The sequence below is a fragment of the Clostridiales bacterium genome (genome assembly GCA_015243575.1).
Lineage (GTDB): Bacteria > Bacillota > Clostridia > Peptostreptococcales > Anaerovoracaceae > Anoxybacterium > Anoxybacterium hadale.
In genome coordinates this window covers 2,836,236-2,852,961 of the sequence record CP042469.1, presented here as the reverse complement: position 1 = coordinate 2,852,961, position 16,726 = coordinate 2,836,236, and the positions used below count along the sequence as shown (strand labels likewise).

Annotated in this window: 15 protein-coding genes; 12 read left to right on the top strand and 3 right to left on the bottom strand. The window is 45.9% G+C overall.

Annotation, left to right across the window (positions count from 1 at the left end; genetic code table 11):
* Positions 1–14: 14 nt before the first annotated feature.
* Complete coding sequence (locus tag FRZ06_12675; GenBank protein QOX64130.1) at positions 15–794, top strand: SDR family oxidoreductase; 780 nt, start codon at positions 15–17, stop codon at positions 792–794.
* A 175-nt stretch (positions 795–969) separates the two neighbouring features.
* On the opposite strand, the gene FRZ06_12670 is transcribed toward FRZ06_12675, so the two are convergent.
* Positions 970–2,076: an NAD(P)-dependent alcohol dehydrogenase gene (locus FRZ06_12670; protein ID QOX64129.1), complete on the bottom strand. Its 1,107-nt coding sequence runs from the start codon at positions 2,074–2,076 to the stop codon at positions 970–972.
* A 424-nt stretch (positions 2,077–2,500) separates the two neighbouring features.
* On the opposite strand from FRZ06_12670, the gene FRZ06_12665 reads away from it, so the two are divergent.
* The 8 genes from FRZ06_12665 (at position 2,501) to nagB (ending at position 11,590) form a co-directional block, all read left to right on the top strand.
* Positions 2,501–3,496: a LacI family transcriptional regulator gene (locus FRZ06_12665; GenBank protein ID QOX64128.1), complete on the top strand. Its 996-nt coding sequence runs from the start codon at positions 2,501–2,503 to the stop codon at positions 3,494–3,496.
* 40 nt (positions 3,497–3,536) lie between these two features.
* Positions 3,537–4,508: an MBL fold metallo-hydrolase gene (locus FRZ06_12660; protein QOX64127.1), complete on the top strand. Its 972-nt coding sequence runs from the start codon at positions 3,537–3,539 to the stop codon at positions 4,506–4,508.
* 30 nt (positions 4,509–4,538) lie between these two features.
* Positions 4,539–5,555: a tripartite tricarboxylate transporter substrate binding protein gene (locus tag FRZ06_12655; protein ID QOX64126.1), complete on the top strand. Its 1,017-nt coding sequence runs from the start codon at positions 4,539–4,541 to the stop codon at positions 5,553–5,555.
* 84 nt (positions 5,556–5,639) lie between these two features.
* Positions 5,640–6,104 (top strand): tripartite tricarboxylate transporter TctB family protein, encoded by a 465-nt coding sequence (locus FRZ06_12650; protein ID QOX64125.1) that lies wholly within the window; start codon positions 5,640–5,642, stop codon positions 6,102–6,104.
* A 19-nt stretch (positions 6,105–6,123) separates the two neighbouring features.
* Positions 6,124–7,617 (top strand): C4-dicarboxylate ABC transporter permease, encoded by a 1,494-nt coding sequence (locus FRZ06_12645; protein ID QOX64124.1) that lies wholly within the window; start codon positions 6,124–6,126, stop codon positions 7,615–7,617.
* Positions 7,618–7,645: 28 nt separating this feature from the next.
* On the top strand, positions 7,646–9,358 hold the full coding sequence (locus tag FRZ06_12640; GenBank protein QOX64123.1) for a hypothetical protein: 1,713 nt from the start codon (positions 7,646–7,648) through the stop codon (positions 9,356–9,358).
* A 302-nt stretch (positions 9,359–9,660) separates the two neighbouring features.
* Positions 9,661–10,824, top strand: coding sequence for an ROK family protein (locus tag FRZ06_12635; protein ID QOX64122.1), 1,164 nt, complete (start codon positions 9,661–9,663; stop codon positions 10,822–10,824).
* Positions 10,825–10,867: 43 nt separating this feature from the next.
* On the top strand, positions 10,868–11,590 hold the full coding sequence (nagB, locus tag FRZ06_12630) for a glucosamine-6-phosphate deaminase (GenBank protein ID QOX64121.1): 723 nt from the start codon (positions 10,868–10,870) through the stop codon (positions 11,588–11,590).
* A gap of 57 nt (positions 11,591–11,647) precedes the next feature.
* On the opposite strand, the gene FRZ06_12625 is transcribed toward nagB, so the two are convergent.
* On the bottom strand, positions 11,648–12,661 hold the full coding sequence (locus FRZ06_12625; protein QOX64120.1) for a phenylacetate--CoA ligase: 1,014 nt from the start codon (positions 12,659–12,661) through the stop codon (positions 11,648–11,650).
* A gap of 320 nt (positions 12,662–12,981) precedes the next feature.
* Here FRZ06_12625 and FRZ06_12620 point away from each other — a divergent pair, with 320 nt between their 5' ends.
* The 3 genes from FRZ06_12620 to FRZ06_12610 are packed head-to-tail and all read left to right on the top strand — an operon-like array spanning position 12,982 to position 15,878.
* Complete coding sequence (locus FRZ06_12620; GenBank protein QOX65926.1) at positions 12,982–13,695, top strand: ABC transporter ATP-binding protein; 714 nt, start codon at positions 12,982–12,984, stop codon at positions 13,693–13,695.
* Complete coding sequence (locus FRZ06_12615) at positions 13,692–15,284, top strand: hypothetical protein (protein ID QOX64119.1); 1,593 nt, start codon at positions 13,692–13,694, stop codon at positions 15,282–15,284. The genes FRZ06_12620 and FRZ06_12615 overlap by 4 nt, the downstream gene beginning before the upstream one ends.
* Positions 15,285–15,344: 60 nt before the next feature.
* Entirely contained in the window at positions 15,345–15,878 is a 534-nt protein-coding gene (locus FRZ06_12610) for a nitroreductase (protein QOX64118.1), read from the top strand.
* A 131-nt stretch (positions 15,879–16,009) separates the two neighbouring features.
* On the opposite strand, the gene FRZ06_12605 is transcribed toward FRZ06_12610, so the two are convergent.
* Positions 16,010–16,465, bottom strand: coding sequence for an N-acetyltransferase (locus FRZ06_12605; protein QOX64117.1), 456 nt, complete (start codon positions 16,463–16,465; stop codon positions 16,010–16,012).
* Between the last annotated feature and the right edge of the window lie 261 nt (positions 16,466–16,726).

Here is a 16,726-nt window from a genome sequence, read left to right as displayed (position 1 = left end):
GGAAGTGTCTAACGATGACAACTGAACGCTTTAATATGGACTGGTTCAGCCTGAAGGGAAAGGTCGCAATGGTAACCGGTGCCAATCAAGGGTTGGGAATGGCGTATGCAGCGGCCTTTGCCAAGGCTGGAGCCGACCTGTTCATTCCGCACTTTACCGAGGATGTTTCGGAGATTAAGCAGCTAATTGAGAAGGAAGGGCGTAAGGCTTTTTTCCTGCGGGGTGATCTGACGGACAAAGATTACCGTAAAGCTTGCATAGACGAGTGCATGAATCAATACGGCTGTTTGGATATTTTGGTCAATAACGCCGGAATCAGTGCATTCGCAGATTTTGATGATTACCCTGACAAATATTGGGAGATGTGCATCAATCTCGACTTCAATGTGGTATATTATCTCTCTAAGGAAGCTGCAAAGATTATGAAAGCGCAGGGAGGCGGAAAGATTATAAACATCGGCTCTGCATTGTCCTATACCTCTGACAAAAACTGCCCGCCCTACACTGCTGCCAAGACCGGTGTGCTTGGTATTACACGCAACTTTGCCAATGAACTGGGGCAGTATAATATCCAGACGAACGCTATTTGCCCTGGCTTTCTTGCTACTGAGGTAAATGCCCAGCTGCGTGAGGATCAGGCGTTTTACAATAAGATCACAAACCGCATCGCCGCAGGGCGCTGGGGTAATCTTGACGACCTGATGGGTGCCGTGGTGTTCCTGGCATCCAAAGCCTCTGACTACGTTAATGGTGTGGATATCAATATTGACGGCGGTTTTTTTACCACCCTCTAAAATTGATTTTCAATGCCCCTTGTCGGAACGATTGATTAAGGTAATACCCGATGATTGATTAAAGGAATATCCGATATTGGTTAAAAATGCCAGGTAATTGGTTAAAAAAATATACCCCAGGATTATGGACTTGGTGCCATTCCTGGGGGTTTTTTTATGAGTACAGCTGGCTTTCTCAGCCTTCCATCTTTAATACGGCTTTAATACACTCGCCGGAGTCGGATGCGGCAAAGGCCTCGTTAATCTGTCCGAAGGGGTAGAACTTTATGAGTTTATCAAAGGGGAACATTCCCTTCTCATAGTAATCAAGCAGCTGGGGAATGAACAGCTTGGGAATGGAGTCACCTTCCACAATGCCGATGAGACTTTTGGCATCACCCATAAGCTCGGTTTGGATATTAAGAGTTAAATCGCCAGTAGCACCCAGCACTACAGCGGTTCCCATGACACGGCAAGAGGCCAGGGCACTTTTTACAAAATCAGGCACACCGGTGGTATCGATTGCATAATTGACACCACCATTGGTTATCTCATTGCGGATGGTGCCAACAATATCTTCTACTTCCTTGCGGTTGATCGTATGAGTTGCGCCCAGCTCCCTGGCCAATGCCAAACTCTTGGGGTTGCCCCCCACGGCGATAATTTTCTCGCAGCCGGCAATTTTGGCAGCCATGATAGCACTCATTCCAACAGTGCCGCAGCCAAATACGGCTATGGTGGAGCCGAATTGCGGCCGCAGGCGGTTTAGAACCGCACCAGCGCCGGTCTGGATGCCGCAGCCCATGGGACCGATCAGAGCAAGATCGATGTCATTATGAAGGATCTTAACTGCACTGTTTTCATTAACTACAACATGGGTTGCAAAGGAAGACTGGCCGAAGAAAGTGGATAGCGGCTTTCCTTCTGCTGTTGACAGCCGTGTGGTGCCGTCGGGCTGGACTCCCCCAAAGTTAATTGCGTTGAAATTCTCGCAAGCATGCTGGTGAGCGGTTATGCAGTTGGTACATTTGCCGCAGAACCCGAATGAAATCCCCACCTTGTCGCCAATCTCAAATTGTGTAACATTTTTGCCGATCTGTTCAACGATACCTGAGCCTTCGTGTCCCAAAACCGCGGGAAGCGGGACTGGAATGTGCTGAAATCGGACCGCTTGATCCGTATGGCAAACCCCGCATGCAACGATCTTTACTAAAATCTCGTCATCCTTGGGGGAAGCCAGCTCTACTTCTTCAATTTTGAAAGGTGACCCCTTCGTGTAAGTTACAGCAGCTTTGATTTTCATAAATAAATCCTCCTTTATTCAATATTTCAATCAAGTGATAGTAGAATAATTTCATTATAGAATTTGATTCCTGCCAGATTCAATGGCTTAAAAAGACGGGATGGGGGTATCTGTGTCCGCTTTCTGCAAAGTGAGATAACCGACCATAGAAGCCGTCATGAATCCAAAATGAAAACGTGGTTCAGAAAAATAAAGAAACAGAATAATGAATAAACAATAATGAATAACAATAATGAATAACAATAATGAATAAACACCCCTTGACAACGAATTTAAATAGCGATATTATAGCAGCATGAGAACGATCGCATTCTCATGTATGGTAATTTTAGTTCTATAAGTTGAAATCGCTGATTAATAAACATTTTATAGAACTTTTCTTTTATAAAAAAATGAGAACGTTTTCATGGAAAGGTGGTTGGATATGGCTGCAACAATTTTAGATGTAGCAGATTTGTGCGGATATTCCAAGGCGACTGTTTCCCGTGCGTTTGCCAGCCCGGATCAGGTTGCGGAAAAAACGCGCCAGAGAGTATATGAAGCTGCACGTGCATTGAATTACACACCTGATGCTATAGCGCGGGCAATGGTTCGAGGTCGTACGGATAATATTGGGTTTGTTATCTATGAAAAGCAGTATCCTGTGGTGCTGAATCCCTTTTATTCGCCGATATTTGAAAGTGTACTGCAGACCTGTGCTCGAAAAGGCTATAGCCTTTTTATCTCGTCTGACCGGGATTTACGCTTGCCTAACGGGCAGACCTGCGTGAAAAAGCAAATGGATGGTATTATTCTTGCCGGTCAATCTGATGCACAGATGGTAATGGATCTAAGACGCCAGAATATGCCGGTTGTAGTGCTGAATAACGCAATTGATGTGGATGATTTGACCTGCGTTACGACCGATCAGTATGGTGGTGCGCTGCTTGCTATGCGGCATCTGACCGAGCGGGGACATCGCAAAATCGCGATCATCGCAGGTGCGTTCTCGCCTCATGTATGCACTTCCCGTTACAATGGCTATTGTGATGCACTGAGGGAGATCGGACAGACGATTGATCTTCGTTTTGTGCAGACCATAGAACCAACAGCAGAGCAAGCTACCCAATGTGCGTCAATGATGCTGTCCTTACCCGATCGCCCTACGGCCATTTTCTGTACCAATGATACAATTGCCGTCGGAACTTTAAAGGCGGCGCTGCGCGCAGGATTACGGATTCCTCAGGATGTTGCTATCATTGGTTTTGATGATAGTGAAATCAGTCATTTGGTAGAACCGGAATTAACCACGGTGCGTGTGGATAAGGCTGCCATGGGCTGCATTGCAGCAGAGCAGCTGATTGCTCAAATAGAAGGGGAGACTCCTCCGAAGCAAGTAATTCAAACACCAGTGGAGCTGGTGATTCGACAGACTACTTAGAAACGTGGATTGGCATCTTTTGTTTGGCGAAAAATGAACTATGGTGAGGTGTGTATTGGAAGTAACATTTATCAATGTAGGCTATGGAGACGCTATTTTAGTTGAATCGAATGGATTTACACTGCTGCTGGACGGCGGCAGTGCATTGACAGGAGAGTTTAAAGACTTTCCGTTTCGTATCCCTGCGGCGGAGTACATAAAGCAAACAGGGCTGTCAAAGATTGATCTGATGATTCTGTCTCATATTCACGAGGATCATATCGGTGGATTAGAGGCTATTTTCGATCAGGTTTCTGTGGGTGAGATTCGCTTGCCTTATGACCCAGCTTTGTTTCTAAAAGGAACGACGTTGGCTGCTGCTCGATCCGTGCCGCCCAGCGTTCATCTATTCACTTCAGCCCTCCTTGCTACAATTCGTATTCTGGAGTTGGCAAAACATCAGGCAATTCCAGTGAAAGTCCTGCAGAACGGGGATCGTATCCTTCTGTCATCAGGCATAGAACTTGATGTACTTGCACCATCCTTTGAAACGAAGCAGTCTTTTGAGAATCTGCTGACAGAGGCATTGACAGCGGAGGACTCGACAAAAGCGCTTCTTGATCTTGATCGTACTGCAAACGAAAGCAGTCTGCTTCTCAAGGTTAGTGCCGAAAACACCGCATTGTTGCTGTCAGCAGACCATTGCCCTGACAAATGGTCTCCGGAATTCTTTTCAGCGCTCCAAAATGTAAACGTTCTCAAATTGCCGCACCATGGTCAAAAGGACAGCATTAGCGAGGAAGTATTTTCTAAAATGCCGCTGACCCATGTCATTACAACGGCATCTTCTGATCGACGCTATCACAGTGCGAACCCAGAGGTATATAACACCTTACTGCGTTTACATCCCAATGTAACTCTACTTTTTACAGATGAACGAGACTATCCCCCTTATTTCCAAAACCCGGACGGCGCTCGCGCCATAAAGCTTGTGATTGATTCCCGTGGGATTCACACGGAATTTATCAGATAAATTTGTTTTGATAAGAATGGAGGAATTACAATGAAAAGCTCGATGAAACGATTCTTCACCGTCCTTTTGGCATTAGCGCTGCTGATATCGGTGACTGCCTGTGGTGCAAAGCCTGCGGCAAATGGCTCAACGCCGGAAGATAGTGAAAAACCTGCAGACGGCTTCCCTGAAAAGCAGGTTACCATCATTATGCCTTGGAGTCTCGGCGGCGGACCGGACACCATTGCACGCCAAATCGCATCCTATGGTGAAAAATACTTGGGTGTACCTGTTATCGTGGAGAATAAAACTGGTGGCGCAGGAACAATTGCAATGGCTGCTGCGCTTCAGGCTGCGGACGACGGTTATTCCATGATCGTGGCAAACGGCCCGTTATTTTCACTGACACCAAGCTTTCAGAACGTCAATTATACAATCGATGATATAACGCCTCTTATCGGTATGCGTGAGGTTGAGTTCGTTGTTCTGTCAAACCCGGGCAAAAGTGGTATCGAAACCCTGGATCAGCTCAAGGAGTATGCAGCATCGGGAAAAACCATAAAATATGCAACCACCGGTGGTCCGGGCAACGATAGCTATACGATGATCTCAGTGCTCTTCAAGAGGTTGGGTCTGCCGGCAGAAGCGGTACCTTATGACGGCGGTCAGGATGCAATCAATGCTCTGGCTGGCGGACATGTGGATATTGCCATTGGATCCCCTCCCGTCTATCGCGATTATGTCAAGAGCGGAGAGCTCGCCTGCCTTGGGACCTTTATTCCCGATGGCATAGAGGTTGATGGAATCGGCAGGATTCCTTCCTTCAAGGAGCAGGGAATTGATGCGGAGTTTATCGGTATGGACTATTTTGCAGTAAGATCCAGTGTGGATGATGCAAAGAAAAAGGTTTTGACTGAGTTTCTTCAGAAGGTTTATGCGGATCCTGAGTTCCAGAAGTTTATGTCCGAAATGGGAATGAAAGCATGGGACGGCACGGAGGACGAAATTCTGCAAAAGATCGATGAACAAAGCAAGGCGATGGAAGACTATATCACGCTCCTCAAATAACATAACATCAAGCTTACTGTGCGGTGGGGGGGCCTGTTTTCCGATGGGGCCTCTCTTCCGCACCTGTGAAACCGAGGTGATAGCATGAAACTGAAATACAATTCGGAAATTATGTCGGGATCTGTTTTCTTGGTCGCAGCTGTGGTGCTGTGGCTGCTGATCCCAAGTCAGATCGATACAATGGAAACCTCTGCGATCAACGCGCAGACGGTGCCCAAAATTGTAATCGGAGGAATGGGAATATTCTCATTCTGTTTGCTCCTGCAAGGCATCTTTACAGCGCCAAAAAAAGAAGTTGTCATAACAAGGACAACCCTGAGTTCAGAACACTTTCAAAAGGAACTCAAAAGCATCATATACGCGGCTATCTTTTTGGCTTATCTCGTAGCGCTTACATGGGTGGGATTTCTGATTTCCACTATGCTGCTGACCATTGCAATTCTAGTTTTTTACGGCGCCCGCAGGTGGTATTATTATGCAATCCCGCTTGCCATGGTAGGAGTCGTGTATTTCATATTCAAGATGTTGCTTAGGGTTTCATTGCCGTAAACAAGAAAGGGGGAGAAAAATGGACTTATTTTTTGCTGGTCTGGAGACACTTTTGCAGTGGCAAAATTTCTTGATTATCCCAGTGGGTTTGGCCCTAGGCATTGTTGTTGGAGCAATTCCCGGGCTCACATCAGATCTGGGAATTATTCTCTGTATCCCGTTAACCTATGGAATGGATCCTACCATGGCGATTCTGATGCTGCTTGCGATCTACTGCGGGGGTACATATGGGGGTTCGATTACCGCAATCCTCATTAATACACCGGGAACGTCGGCAAATGCTGCTACACTTTTTGATGGCTATCCCATGGCCAAGAAAGGTGAGGCATACAAGGCACTTTCTATGGCACTGTTTGCCTCGACAATCGGCGGACTGATCAGTGCAGGTTCCTTGTTGTTTCTTGCACCTCAGATTGCAAAGATTACATTGCTTTTCGGCCCGGCAGAGTACCTGGCCCTTGCAATATTCGGCCTTTCCGTCATTGCAAGCGTATCAAATAAAAGTATCTTTAAGGGTTTGATCGGTGCCTGTATCGGAATCTTTATATCGACCATCGGAATGGACAATATTAGCGGAACAACACGCTTTGTTTTTGGAAAGATCAACCTTATGAGCGGCATCAATCTTATTATTGCATTGATTGGATTATTTGCGATCTCTGAGATTATGATGAAATCTCAGTATAACCCGCGTACAGACAGAAAAATTGTTGATGCATCCAGTATTACCAAAAGCAAAATCACGCGAGAGGAATACAAACGATGCCGGAAGCCCATTGGAATTGGATCTCTCACCGGAGTAATCATTGGTGCAACGCCGGGTACCGGAGGCGGATTAGCTGCGTTTATCGCATATAATCAGGTTAAAACTACCTCGAAACACCCGGAGACCTTCGGCGAAGGTGAAATTGAGGGAGTCGCTGCTTCCGAATCTGCAAATAATGGTGCCTGCGGCTCAACTATGATCCCCATGCTGACCCTTGGTGTGCCCGGTGACGGAGCAACCGCGATTCTTATGGGCGCTTTCATGATTCATGGCATGGTGCCTGGTCCTATGCTGTTTCGGGAACAAGGCAATATTCTATATGCCATCATGCTGGGACTTTTCGTAGTCAATATTTTCATGTATCTCATCGGTAGTGTCTTCACAAGATTCTATGCACACATAACACGGATTCCTTACGAACTTCTGGCGTGTATTGTGCTGACCTTCTGCATTGCCGGTGCCTATTCCACCAGCAACAGTCTGTATGATGTCTATATCATTATCGTGGTTGGTATTTTGGCATATTTCCTTAGGAGAATGGACTTCCAGTTAGTGCCGATTCTTCTGGGGATCGTGCTTGGACCTCTCGCAGAAATGAATTTCAGACGTGCTTTGATTCTATCTGATGGCAGCCTTAGTATTTTCGTCACTCGACCCATCAGCCTTGGATTTCTGCTCATTGCATTAGGCTCTGTTCTGCTGTTTGCCTGGAGAAATTCACGGGCCAAGAAGAAGGCGCTGGCTTAAGCGCAATAAAATTAGGAGGAAGAACGCAATGAAAAACCATTCCAGACGTTTTTTTAGCATTTTACTCGCAACAGGGTTATTTTTCAGCATGGGAGGCATGGCAGCTGCTGCTTCGTTGGAAGCAGCCATTCCATCGGGAGAATCTACTTCATTGGCAGAAGCCATTCCGTTGGGAGATGCTGCTTCATTGGAAGAAGCCATTCCGTTGGAAGAAGCTTCTTTGTCGGAAGCAGCTGCGCCTGCGGGGGAGGTAAGCGTCGCGATGTCCTATCACAACAATGAAGTGACGGTTAAGGGTTCCGACGGGATTCAGATTACAAGCGGAACTTTTACAGTAAAGGAATTCAGTATCACCTCGGGTCAAGATCCCAATGGGAAAAACTATGTCGGAAAGGTACATACCTTGTCCAATGGAAAATTTTCTTTTGAAGTCGGCCGCAGCGGATCGGGAACGGTAGCGTCCTGGTTTAATACACGGCTTTCGGGTTACAATGACAACAGTGTGAACGGAGATCGTACAACCTTTGATCACTCGGCCGGAGATCTTAATTTTGCATTTATCGGGGATCTGAGACTTGCTATTACCGCTCCTGGTTATTCTCAAGGGATTACAGTTACTTTTCCTGATGCCGCCTTTGCACAGGGGAAATCAGGAGTGAGCAATAATTGGTGGTTTGGACAGAAAAAAGGCCAGCACACCCGTGATAGTGACGGCCCCGAACGTGTTCTTGTGTTTGGTACCGATACCAGCGGCCGTACGGTTTATGCCTCGTTTTTACGGGGAGGGAATGATGTGAGCACAATCTCTCTGGAAGCGCTGTATGTTCCGGGTACCGCAAAAGACCGTGCGGTTCCAATACCTGATGTCAGAGCAGCCTTCCGGGGACTTCCAGTTAATGGCAGTCTGACAAACCTACAGGGCTTTACCGGTAACTATGATTCGATTTCCTGTCATGTCCAAGGATATACACAGTATGATAATGCGGAAGGCAATCGTTATGCTCTTCTGACCCATAGTGTTTCATCTGCTTCCTATGCTCACATCGTTGCTGGTAAGAAAAACGGCAGCGATCAGTACGGATTTAAAACGTATCTGAGCAATTGGAACCATCCGGGAGGAATCCAGAGCATCGGAGATTATTTGCTCGTTCCCACAGAGCAAGATACGCAGGCCCATATCTCGCTTTATGATCTTCGCTCGCTGCCGGTACAGGAACTGCGCAGGGTGGAACCCTTTGATCTGGCTGTGAACCATAAAGCTGGTGCCTTGGGTATTACTACCTATGAAGCGGCAGGAATAGAGTACTACCTGATGATAGTAGCCCATCTGGATGAAAGTAACAGCGTTTATCATGTTTACCGCGCTCCGGCTTCCGGAGGGCTTGAAAATGCGTCGTTTACTGAAGTGGGAAGCTTTGGTTTTGCAAAAGACTTTCAGGGATTTGGTCTGGTTACGGAAGAAGGAACGAATGCTGTTTACTTGATCGGTCTATGGTCTCAGAATTCAGGAGCTTCTTATGCTGATTATGCATATCTGTATCAAATCAATACGCAAAACTGGACCATCGGTCAAGAGCTCGATCAGATTCATATGATCAGTAACGGTGGTGGAATTGGTACGTTTGGTGTACATTTCCGGTATGGAGCTGGTGTGTTTGTTACGCAGAATCAGGAACTGATCTTATCTGCAACAGAGCGTAATCGCGGCAGTTCTTTGGCGGTAAATGACTGGATCAATTAAAGCAGATATCATTGAAATTCAAAGGGAAAATGGACATTTCTCCTCAATTCAAACTGTCCTTTCCAATATGTTCTCTGCATAGCAGATGACAGACCCTCAATACAAGATCGCCCTGCCTTTGTCAGCTCGCAGGGCGATTTTGTTATGGATGATATTTTGCATATGCAGTGTTTCGAAATCATTGTCAAACAGCTGGTCAAGTCCTGACAACCGGATTGGTTCTTGACAATCAGAGCTCCGAAACGTATTATTTAATTGTATTAATTAATTCTATTAAAAAATAAGAGGGTTTTGATTTACCCATGATTAAAGATAACTTGACAAGCAGATCCATCAGAAACAATAACAGTTATAATATCCTGAAAGCTCTGGTTGATCAGCAAAGGCTACAGCGCAGCGAACTTACTGTTTACAGTAAGGTTAGTGTTATAACTGTAAACAAAATAGTGGATAAGCTGCTGGCTGCGGGGGTTCTCACAGAAACTACAGCCGAAAGCAGTATTGGACGAAAACCGAAGGAATTAACATTCCCACAGGACTTGGGGTTTTTTTGCTGTATCAATCTGTGCAAAATAAGCCAGATCGGGTACTTTATCTATGATATCCACTCCAAGCCGCTTTCAGAAGGACTGGTTCGGGTCGAACGAGAGTCTGATTTTCATACTGCTTTGGGAGAGTGTCTGTTTCAAATCGGCCAAGCTGCCAGGCAGATGGCTATGCCTTTGCTGGGCGTTTGCGTATCTGTTCCCAGTGTATATTACGAGCAGGAGGATGCCGTAAATTGTGATCTGATTCCGGGGCTTGAGAACATTCGATTGAAAAAGCTGCTGAGAGAATCCTTTTGCATTGAAAATATAACCATTATTCACGACGTATGCGCCTCTGCTGGGATAGAATACCGGCTTGCTCACACCGACAGCCTGTATTATTTCTATCTGGGTGACGGACTGGGCAGTGCCTATGTTCGAAAAGGGGAGCTGATACAGGGAGACTCCTATGCTGCGGGTGAAATAGGACAAGGGATTACTTCATTTGAGGGGGAAGAATGCACTTATGAAAGTATCCTTTCCATCTCAGGTCTATGCAGACAGCTGGGTGCTTCCGGACAAGATGAACTGGAGGAGACTCTGAAGCGGTATCCGGCCATGGGGACAATAGAAAAAAAGAAGATTGATCCCATATTAGGCCTCGCAGGAGAATTCCTTTACAATATTTGCTGGATTTTGAATCCCGGCATGATCGTAATCGATTCGAGTATTCCAATTCTTGCTGAATTGATCCGGTTTGTTACAATGAAAAAATGTGAACGTCTGGGATCTGCTCCTATTGGGAATCATGTCAGTGTTACTCTTCCAATGGAAAAAAACCATTATGCAATGAAAGGATGTGTCTTGCTGCTTGTAGAACGTTGGATTGAAAAAATTCTGGAGGAAGCATCAAAGGGAAGTGTATTAGACGTCAATTAAGTCTAATCTAATCATAAAAATAGCGATAAGCGGGGGAGAAAAAGTGAAATTAATAAGAGCAAAAGATTACAAGGACATGAGCCGCAAGGCAGCGAATTTTTTATCGGCACAAGTCATCCTTAAGGAAAACAGTGTATTAGGACTTGCCACTGGCGGTACAGCAGAGGGCATCTATGAGCAGCTTGTGGAATGGTATCGAAAGGGGGACATCGATTTTTCTTCTGTTTCAACCATTAATTTGGACGAGTATGTAGGCCTTGACGGAACCAATGAACAGAGCTACCGTTATTTTATGAACTATCATTTGTTCAGCCAGATCAATGTGAAAGAGAAAAACTGCCATCTTCCAAACGGTATGGCGGATAACATAGATGAGGAATGTGCCAGATATGACAGACTGATTGAAAAGCTGGGCGGGATTGACATGCAGCTGCTGGGGATTGGAGAAAACGGACATATCGGTTTCAATGAACCGGATGAGGCCTTTGAACAGATGACCCACTGCATCAACCTCAAAGAGGGAACCATTGAGGCGAATTCCCGGTATTTTGCCACAAGAGAAGATGTGCCAAAGAGGGCCATTACCATGGGAATCAAAGCAATCATGCAGGCAAAAGCCATTGTACTTTGTGCCAGCGGGGCAAAGAAAGCAGATATCCTTCAAAAGGTTCTCTATGGACCAGTAACTCCTGAAGTTCCGGGATCGGTGCTCCAGATGCATCCGCGTCTGATCGTCGTTGCTGACGAGGAAGCTCTGGGCAAATAATATAAAATAATAGATGGAAGATCAAAATGCCAGAATTATCTCTGGCATTTTTTATTTTCAACCTTCATAGCGGAGGGGCAGCCGCTTTATTACATTTCTGTCCTTGATATAGTCCAGAAGCCTTAGGGTGCTCCCGCAAGGGCACTGCTCGTTTTTCCAGCGGCTGATGTCCCCGGTGCGGTATCGGATAAAGGGCATGCCGACTCTGGTGAGGGAGGTAAATACGATTTCGCCCCATTCACCGTCAGGCAATGGTTGTCCTGATATTGGGTCGATGATCTCCAGATAGAGGTCAGCTTCCCGTACATGGTATCCCTGCTGATGCTCGCAGCTTACCCCGCAGCCCAGGCCCATTTCTGTCATGCCGTAATGTTCAAATACTTCTGAACCCCACGCTTTTGCAATGGTTTCCCTTACCTTGTCCGAGACAAAATCTGCGCTGAGCAGTACGGTTTTCACAGAAGAGCACTGGGGAAATTTTTCTGCAAGAAGGGACACTTGCCCCGGCATTCCGGCAAGGGAAGTGATCCTATGTTTTTCGATCTTTAACACGATGTCTTCAAGAGACAGCGAATAGAGGGGCACTGCAGCGCAACCAAAACGCGCTAAACCTTTGATCAGCTGGTCGCCTACCGATGCGGGCGTTTCGTGAGGGAAGAGAATGCCGACTGTGTCTGCTTCACTCACAAGGCACTGCATTCCATAGTGGAAAAAATCCCGGCAAAGTTCGAGATCCTCTTCTGTAAAAAAGACTCGTTTTGACGGGCCGGTGCTCCCGCTGGTATTTAAAGTCACGATTCGTGCGATCTCGTTGGGGTGGACACAAAGCATGCTGTAGGGATCAGCCTGCAGATCACCCGGTATTGTAAATGGCAGTTCGTTCATTTGAGTCAGTGATGACAGCTGGCGATTACCAATTCGGGTGCGGTAATGAAGGCTGTTTCTGCAGGCATGCTCCAGTGTCTGATTGATCATGTTCAGCTGATAAGCAGCAAGTTCCCTCAAGCCGAAGGGTTTTGAACCATTAATTTTATTACGAATCCATTGATCCAATGTGGGTCTTCTGTTCATGAAAAGCTCCTTTTTAAGCCTGCCGATATGATTCGAATAAGAAAGATGTGCCGTCTTCTTTTATCTATGAGACGAGTGTAGCATGGAAGTTCCGAAAGTTCAACATTCTTAAAGTGTTTTCCAGGTTATCTTCACTGGTACAGTGAAATGGATGGTGGATAGATCCTCTTGCTATGGGTGCTGCCATGATATGGAATTTTCATCTTAAATGGTGTATAATATGTGAAATCGTAACTGCATGAGCCGGGCATACTATGTAAGGAAGACACCCTCCTTTGAAAGAGGAGCGTATAAAAATTCAGAAGGGAATCGGGGGATTTATGATTGATGTACTTGAGATGACGAAAAAATACGGCAAATTTAAGGCCAACGACAGGCTTACACTGTCTGTGGAAAAGGGGGAGCTGGCCATACTCCTGGGGCCCAACGGAGCGGGGAAATCAACGCTGATCAAGTCTGTTTGCGGGCTGCTGCGTTTTCAAGGAGATATTAAAATTGGAGGCCATGAGAACCATACAGTGGAAGCAAAGCGCCTTTTGGGGTATGTTCCGGAATTTCCTGTGCTCTATCCGATTCTGACTGTCACAGAGCATCTGGAGTTTATTGCAAAGGCGTACAGGCTCGACCAATGGGAAAAAAGAGCCGAGGAACTGCTTGCCAGGTTCGAGCTTGATGATAAAAAGAAAAAGCTGGGTAAGGAACTTTCCAAGGGAATGCAACAAAAAGTAAGTGTTTGCTGTGCGCTGCTTCCTCAGCCTCAAGCTGTTATCTTTGACGAGCCCCTTGTCGGCCTGGATCCTCACGGAATCAGGGAATTGAAAGGGGTAATCTCTGAACTTCGAGCCAGCGGATGTGCACTCCTTGTCAGTACCCATATGATCGAAAGCATGGAAGAAAACTGGGATGTGACTTACATTATGGTAAAAGGCCGGATAGAGCGTGTCTGCAGGCGCGAGGATATCGGCGCAGACCAGAGTCTAGCTGACGTCTACTTCTCCATCACCGAAGGAAAAGAGAAGGAGGCGGTACTGTGAACAGCCTGATTTTTCTTTTGGTGAGAAGTGGAAAAAACACTTTCCTAGAACTGATGAGAAAGCCGGCAAAACTCATTCTCTGGCTCGTTTTGGTTGGGTTAATGATAGGTCTATTCGTTTTGACGATGTATACCCAGAAGAGTGGGGGAGCTTACGCAGATCTTGTGTGGCTCAAGGGGGCTTTGATGCTGCTGCTGCTTATTTTTGCAGTGATCGCAGTGCAGAAGGGACTTTCAAACGGTGATGTCATCTTTGATATGAATGATGTGAACCTGCTGTTTGTATCGCCTGTCAGTTCCCGTAAGATCTTGATGTATGGAATCCTGCGAATGGCGAAAATGGCACTGTTAGCCGGTTTTTTTATCTTATTTCAGAGCAACTCACTCAGTTCAAATTTTGGGGTCGGTTTCTGGGCAGTATTTCTTGTGCTGTTTGCTTTTGTACTTGCCGTCAGCCTGCTTCAAATTATTTCGCTCTTAATTTACAGCCTGGCTAACGGGAAACCTAAGCGGAAACGTAAAGTCCGCATTTTGACTGCGATTGTATTTTTGCCGCTGGCAGTTTCTCTGGTGTCAGCGCTGGTCAGAACAGGAGATCCCCTCTTGGCGGCTGAAAATACGTTAAAGGCACCGGTTGCATCCTGGACGCCTGTGGTGGGATGGGCGGCAGAGGGAGTTGTTTCGATCATTTCGGGGAATACTGGTGCTGGGCTGATGTTTTTCGGGCTCATTATAATCACCGGGGCATTCCTGATTCTCTACATTGCTCTCAGCAATCCAGATTATTATGAAGACGTCCTGGTTGCAACGGAGACAACCTTTGAGAAAAAACGGGGGCTGTCTGAAGGTCAAATCAATACAGAAGCGATTTCCGGGAAAAAGGTAAAAATCGTCGGAATGGGCATTGGGGGACTTGGTGCAAACACAATCTTTTATAAGCATTGGAGAGAATCATTTCGGGCAGGCACTCTTGGGTTTTGGGGAATGTCCTCCATCCTCACAGTGTCCGGTGTAATTCTAATGTCGTTGTTTCTTCGAAAAGCCGGAGGCAACGGGATATTAGTACTTCTTCAGACGCTGATGTGGCTGCAGATTTTCTTAATCGGTACCGGGCGCGGGCTGAAAGAGCTTTACATGCATTACATTTATCTGATTCCTGAGAGCTCCTTCCGAAAGATTCTGTGGAGCAATTTTGAAATCGCTTTTAAAGTATTGGCTGAAAGTATTGTGATTTTTCTTGCGGCAGGATTGATTCTAAGGGCGTCGTTCCTTATGACTCTGGCATCCGCTGCGGTTTATGTCCTGTTCTCATTTCTGCTGCTGGGAATCAATTATTTATCTCTGCGGTGGACCGGAGCGGATATCAGCGGCGGTCTGATGATTTTGATCTATATGATTGCTGTGGTCTTGATTATGCTGCCAGGTTTGGCTGCGGCAATTGTGATTGGAACCATGGTTGGAGGTATGGGTGTTTTGCTGGGGATGGCGGTTCTCGCATTGTGGGAGCTGGCAGCAGGAATGGGATGCTTTTGGCTATCCAAGGGTGTCCTTCATCGGTGTGATATGCCCGTAATGAAAACCGTAAAATAAGATGGAAAGCTCGATCCTGATCAATGGATCGGGTGTTAATGAAAAGAAGGAGGAAGATTCATGGAAACAATGAAGACCATTGCGATGAGACAATCGTGCAGGGAATACACGGGGGAGCAGCTGACTGAATCAGAGCTCAAGACTGTTTTGGAGGCGGCAAATGCGTCTCCGGTAGGCATGGGCAAATTTGAGGATATGATGCTTACTGTCGTACAGAAAAAGGATCTGCTTGAAAAACTGGATGAGGCAGGAGCCAAATTTTACGGGAATCCCGATATGCATCCATTATATGGAGCTCCGACGGTAATCATAGCGTCTGCCAAGGATACAGGAATTGACAGGAGAATGGTTGGATTTTGCAATGCGGCTTGTATGATCGAAAATATGGCACTTGCAGCTACAGATCTGGGGCTTGGAAGTGTATATCTCATGGGATCCATCATGGCACTTGGTGGAGACTCGGATCTGAAACAAGATATGAAAATCCCAGCTGATTTTATTCCGGCCTCAGCCATTGCTCTTGGAGCAACAACCCAGCCGCTGAAAGAGCGGGATTTAACCGTCTCTAAGGTCAGCGTTGAGTATCTCAAATAAAAGAAGACCTTCGAGGAACAGTAATAAAGACCTTCTAAAAGGCGGCCTAGAAGTGCACCCCAAATGTTGGATGAAATCTACCATTTGGAGGTGTACTTTTTTATGACCAAATTTAGCAAGGATTTTCGTTTTTATTTAATTTCCATTTCCATCAACACCTCATCGCAATTGGGGAACTTTGGACAGTTCAAGCAATCCTTCCAGATCTTATGAGGCATTCCTTCCTTGCTGATCTCTTTGAAACCGCATTTTTCGAAGAATGCGGTCTGATACGTAAGCGTAAATACTTTTTGTATCCCCAGCTCTTTTGCTTCCTCTAAAAAATGCTGTACCAGCTTTTTCCCGACTCCTTGTCCCGAAAAGCTCTCCTTGACAGCAAGTGTTCTTACCTCAGCGAGATCAACCCAAAGGATGGAAAGGGCACCGATTCCCACTACTTCGCCATCCTCCTCCATCACGGAGTAATTTCTAATATCCTCATAAATGGCGCTTCTGGAGCGCGCTAACATTAAACCTTTCTTTGCATAATGATACACTAATTTATGTATTGCCTCCGAGTCGGACAATCTAGCCTTTCTGATAATCATACTGTTTCCTTTCCTATCGCACAAAAGTATTTCCGTATATCATAACAGATTTTCATGCAAAGCTCAATACATAATATACATTATTTTGCATAAAAATTCATTTCTTCATTTCTTGTATTCCCTCCAGTTTTCATTGTACTAAAACTAGCAATTTTTCAATTCCGTTGAATTGAAAAGGAAATGTGCTATCATACAGTTAAATCCAAAGTAATATGTTACAGGCAGCCATACATTCAAACAATATATTTAAGGCCGCTATCA

What these genes read in the sequence shown, in the direction of transcription:
- FRZ06_12675 (QOX64130.1), top strand. Translation starts at nt 15, where the DNA reads ATGACAACTGAACGCTTTAATATGGACTGGTTCAGCCTGAAGGGAAAG.
- FRZ06_12670 (QOX64129.1), bottom strand. Translation starts at nt 2,076, where the DNA reads ATGAAAATCAAAGCTGCTGTAACTTACACGAAGGGGTCACCTTTCAAA.
- FRZ06_12665 (QOX64128.1), top strand. Translation starts at nt 2,501, where the DNA reads ATGGCTGCAACAATTTTAGATGTAGCAGATTTGTGCGGATATTCCAAG.
- FRZ06_12660 (QOX64127.1), top strand. Translation starts at nt 3,537, where the DNA reads ATGGTGAGGTGTGTATTGGAAGTAACATTTATCAATGTAGGCTATGGA.
- FRZ06_12655 (QOX64126.1), top strand. Translation starts at nt 4,539, where the DNA reads ATGAAAAGCTCGATGAAACGATTCTTCACCGTCCTTTTGGCATTAGCG.
- FRZ06_12650 (QOX64125.1), top strand. Translation starts at nt 5,640, where the DNA reads ATGAAACTGAAATACAATTCGGAAATTATGTCGGGATCTGTTTTCTTG.
- FRZ06_12645 (QOX64124.1), top strand. Translation starts at nt 6,124, where the DNA reads ATGGACTTATTTTTTGCTGGTCTGGAGACACTTTTGCAGTGGCAAAAT.
- FRZ06_12640 (QOX64123.1), top strand. Translation starts at nt 7,646, where the DNA reads ATGAAAAACCATTCCAGACGTTTTTTTAGCATTTTACTCGCAACAGGG.
- FRZ06_12635 (QOX64122.1), top strand. Translation starts at nt 9,661, where the DNA reads ATGATTAAAGATAACTTGACAAGCAGATCCATCAGAAACAATAACAGT.
- FRZ06_12625 (QOX64120.1), bottom strand. Translation starts at nt 12,661, where the DNA reads ATGAACAGAAGACCCACATTGGATCAATGGATTCGTAATAAAATTAAT.
- FRZ06_12620 (QOX65926.1), top strand. Translation starts at nt 12,982, where the DNA reads ATGATTGATGTACTTGAGATGACGAAAAAATACGGCAAATTTAAGGCC.
- FRZ06_12610 (QOX64118.1), top strand. Translation starts at nt 15,345, where the DNA reads ATGGAAACAATGAAGACCATTGCGATGAGACAATCGTGCAGGGAATAC.
- FRZ06_12605 (QOX64117.1), bottom strand. Translation starts at nt 16,465, where the DNA reads ATGATTATCAGAAAGGCTAGATTGTCCGACTCGGAGGCAATACATAAA.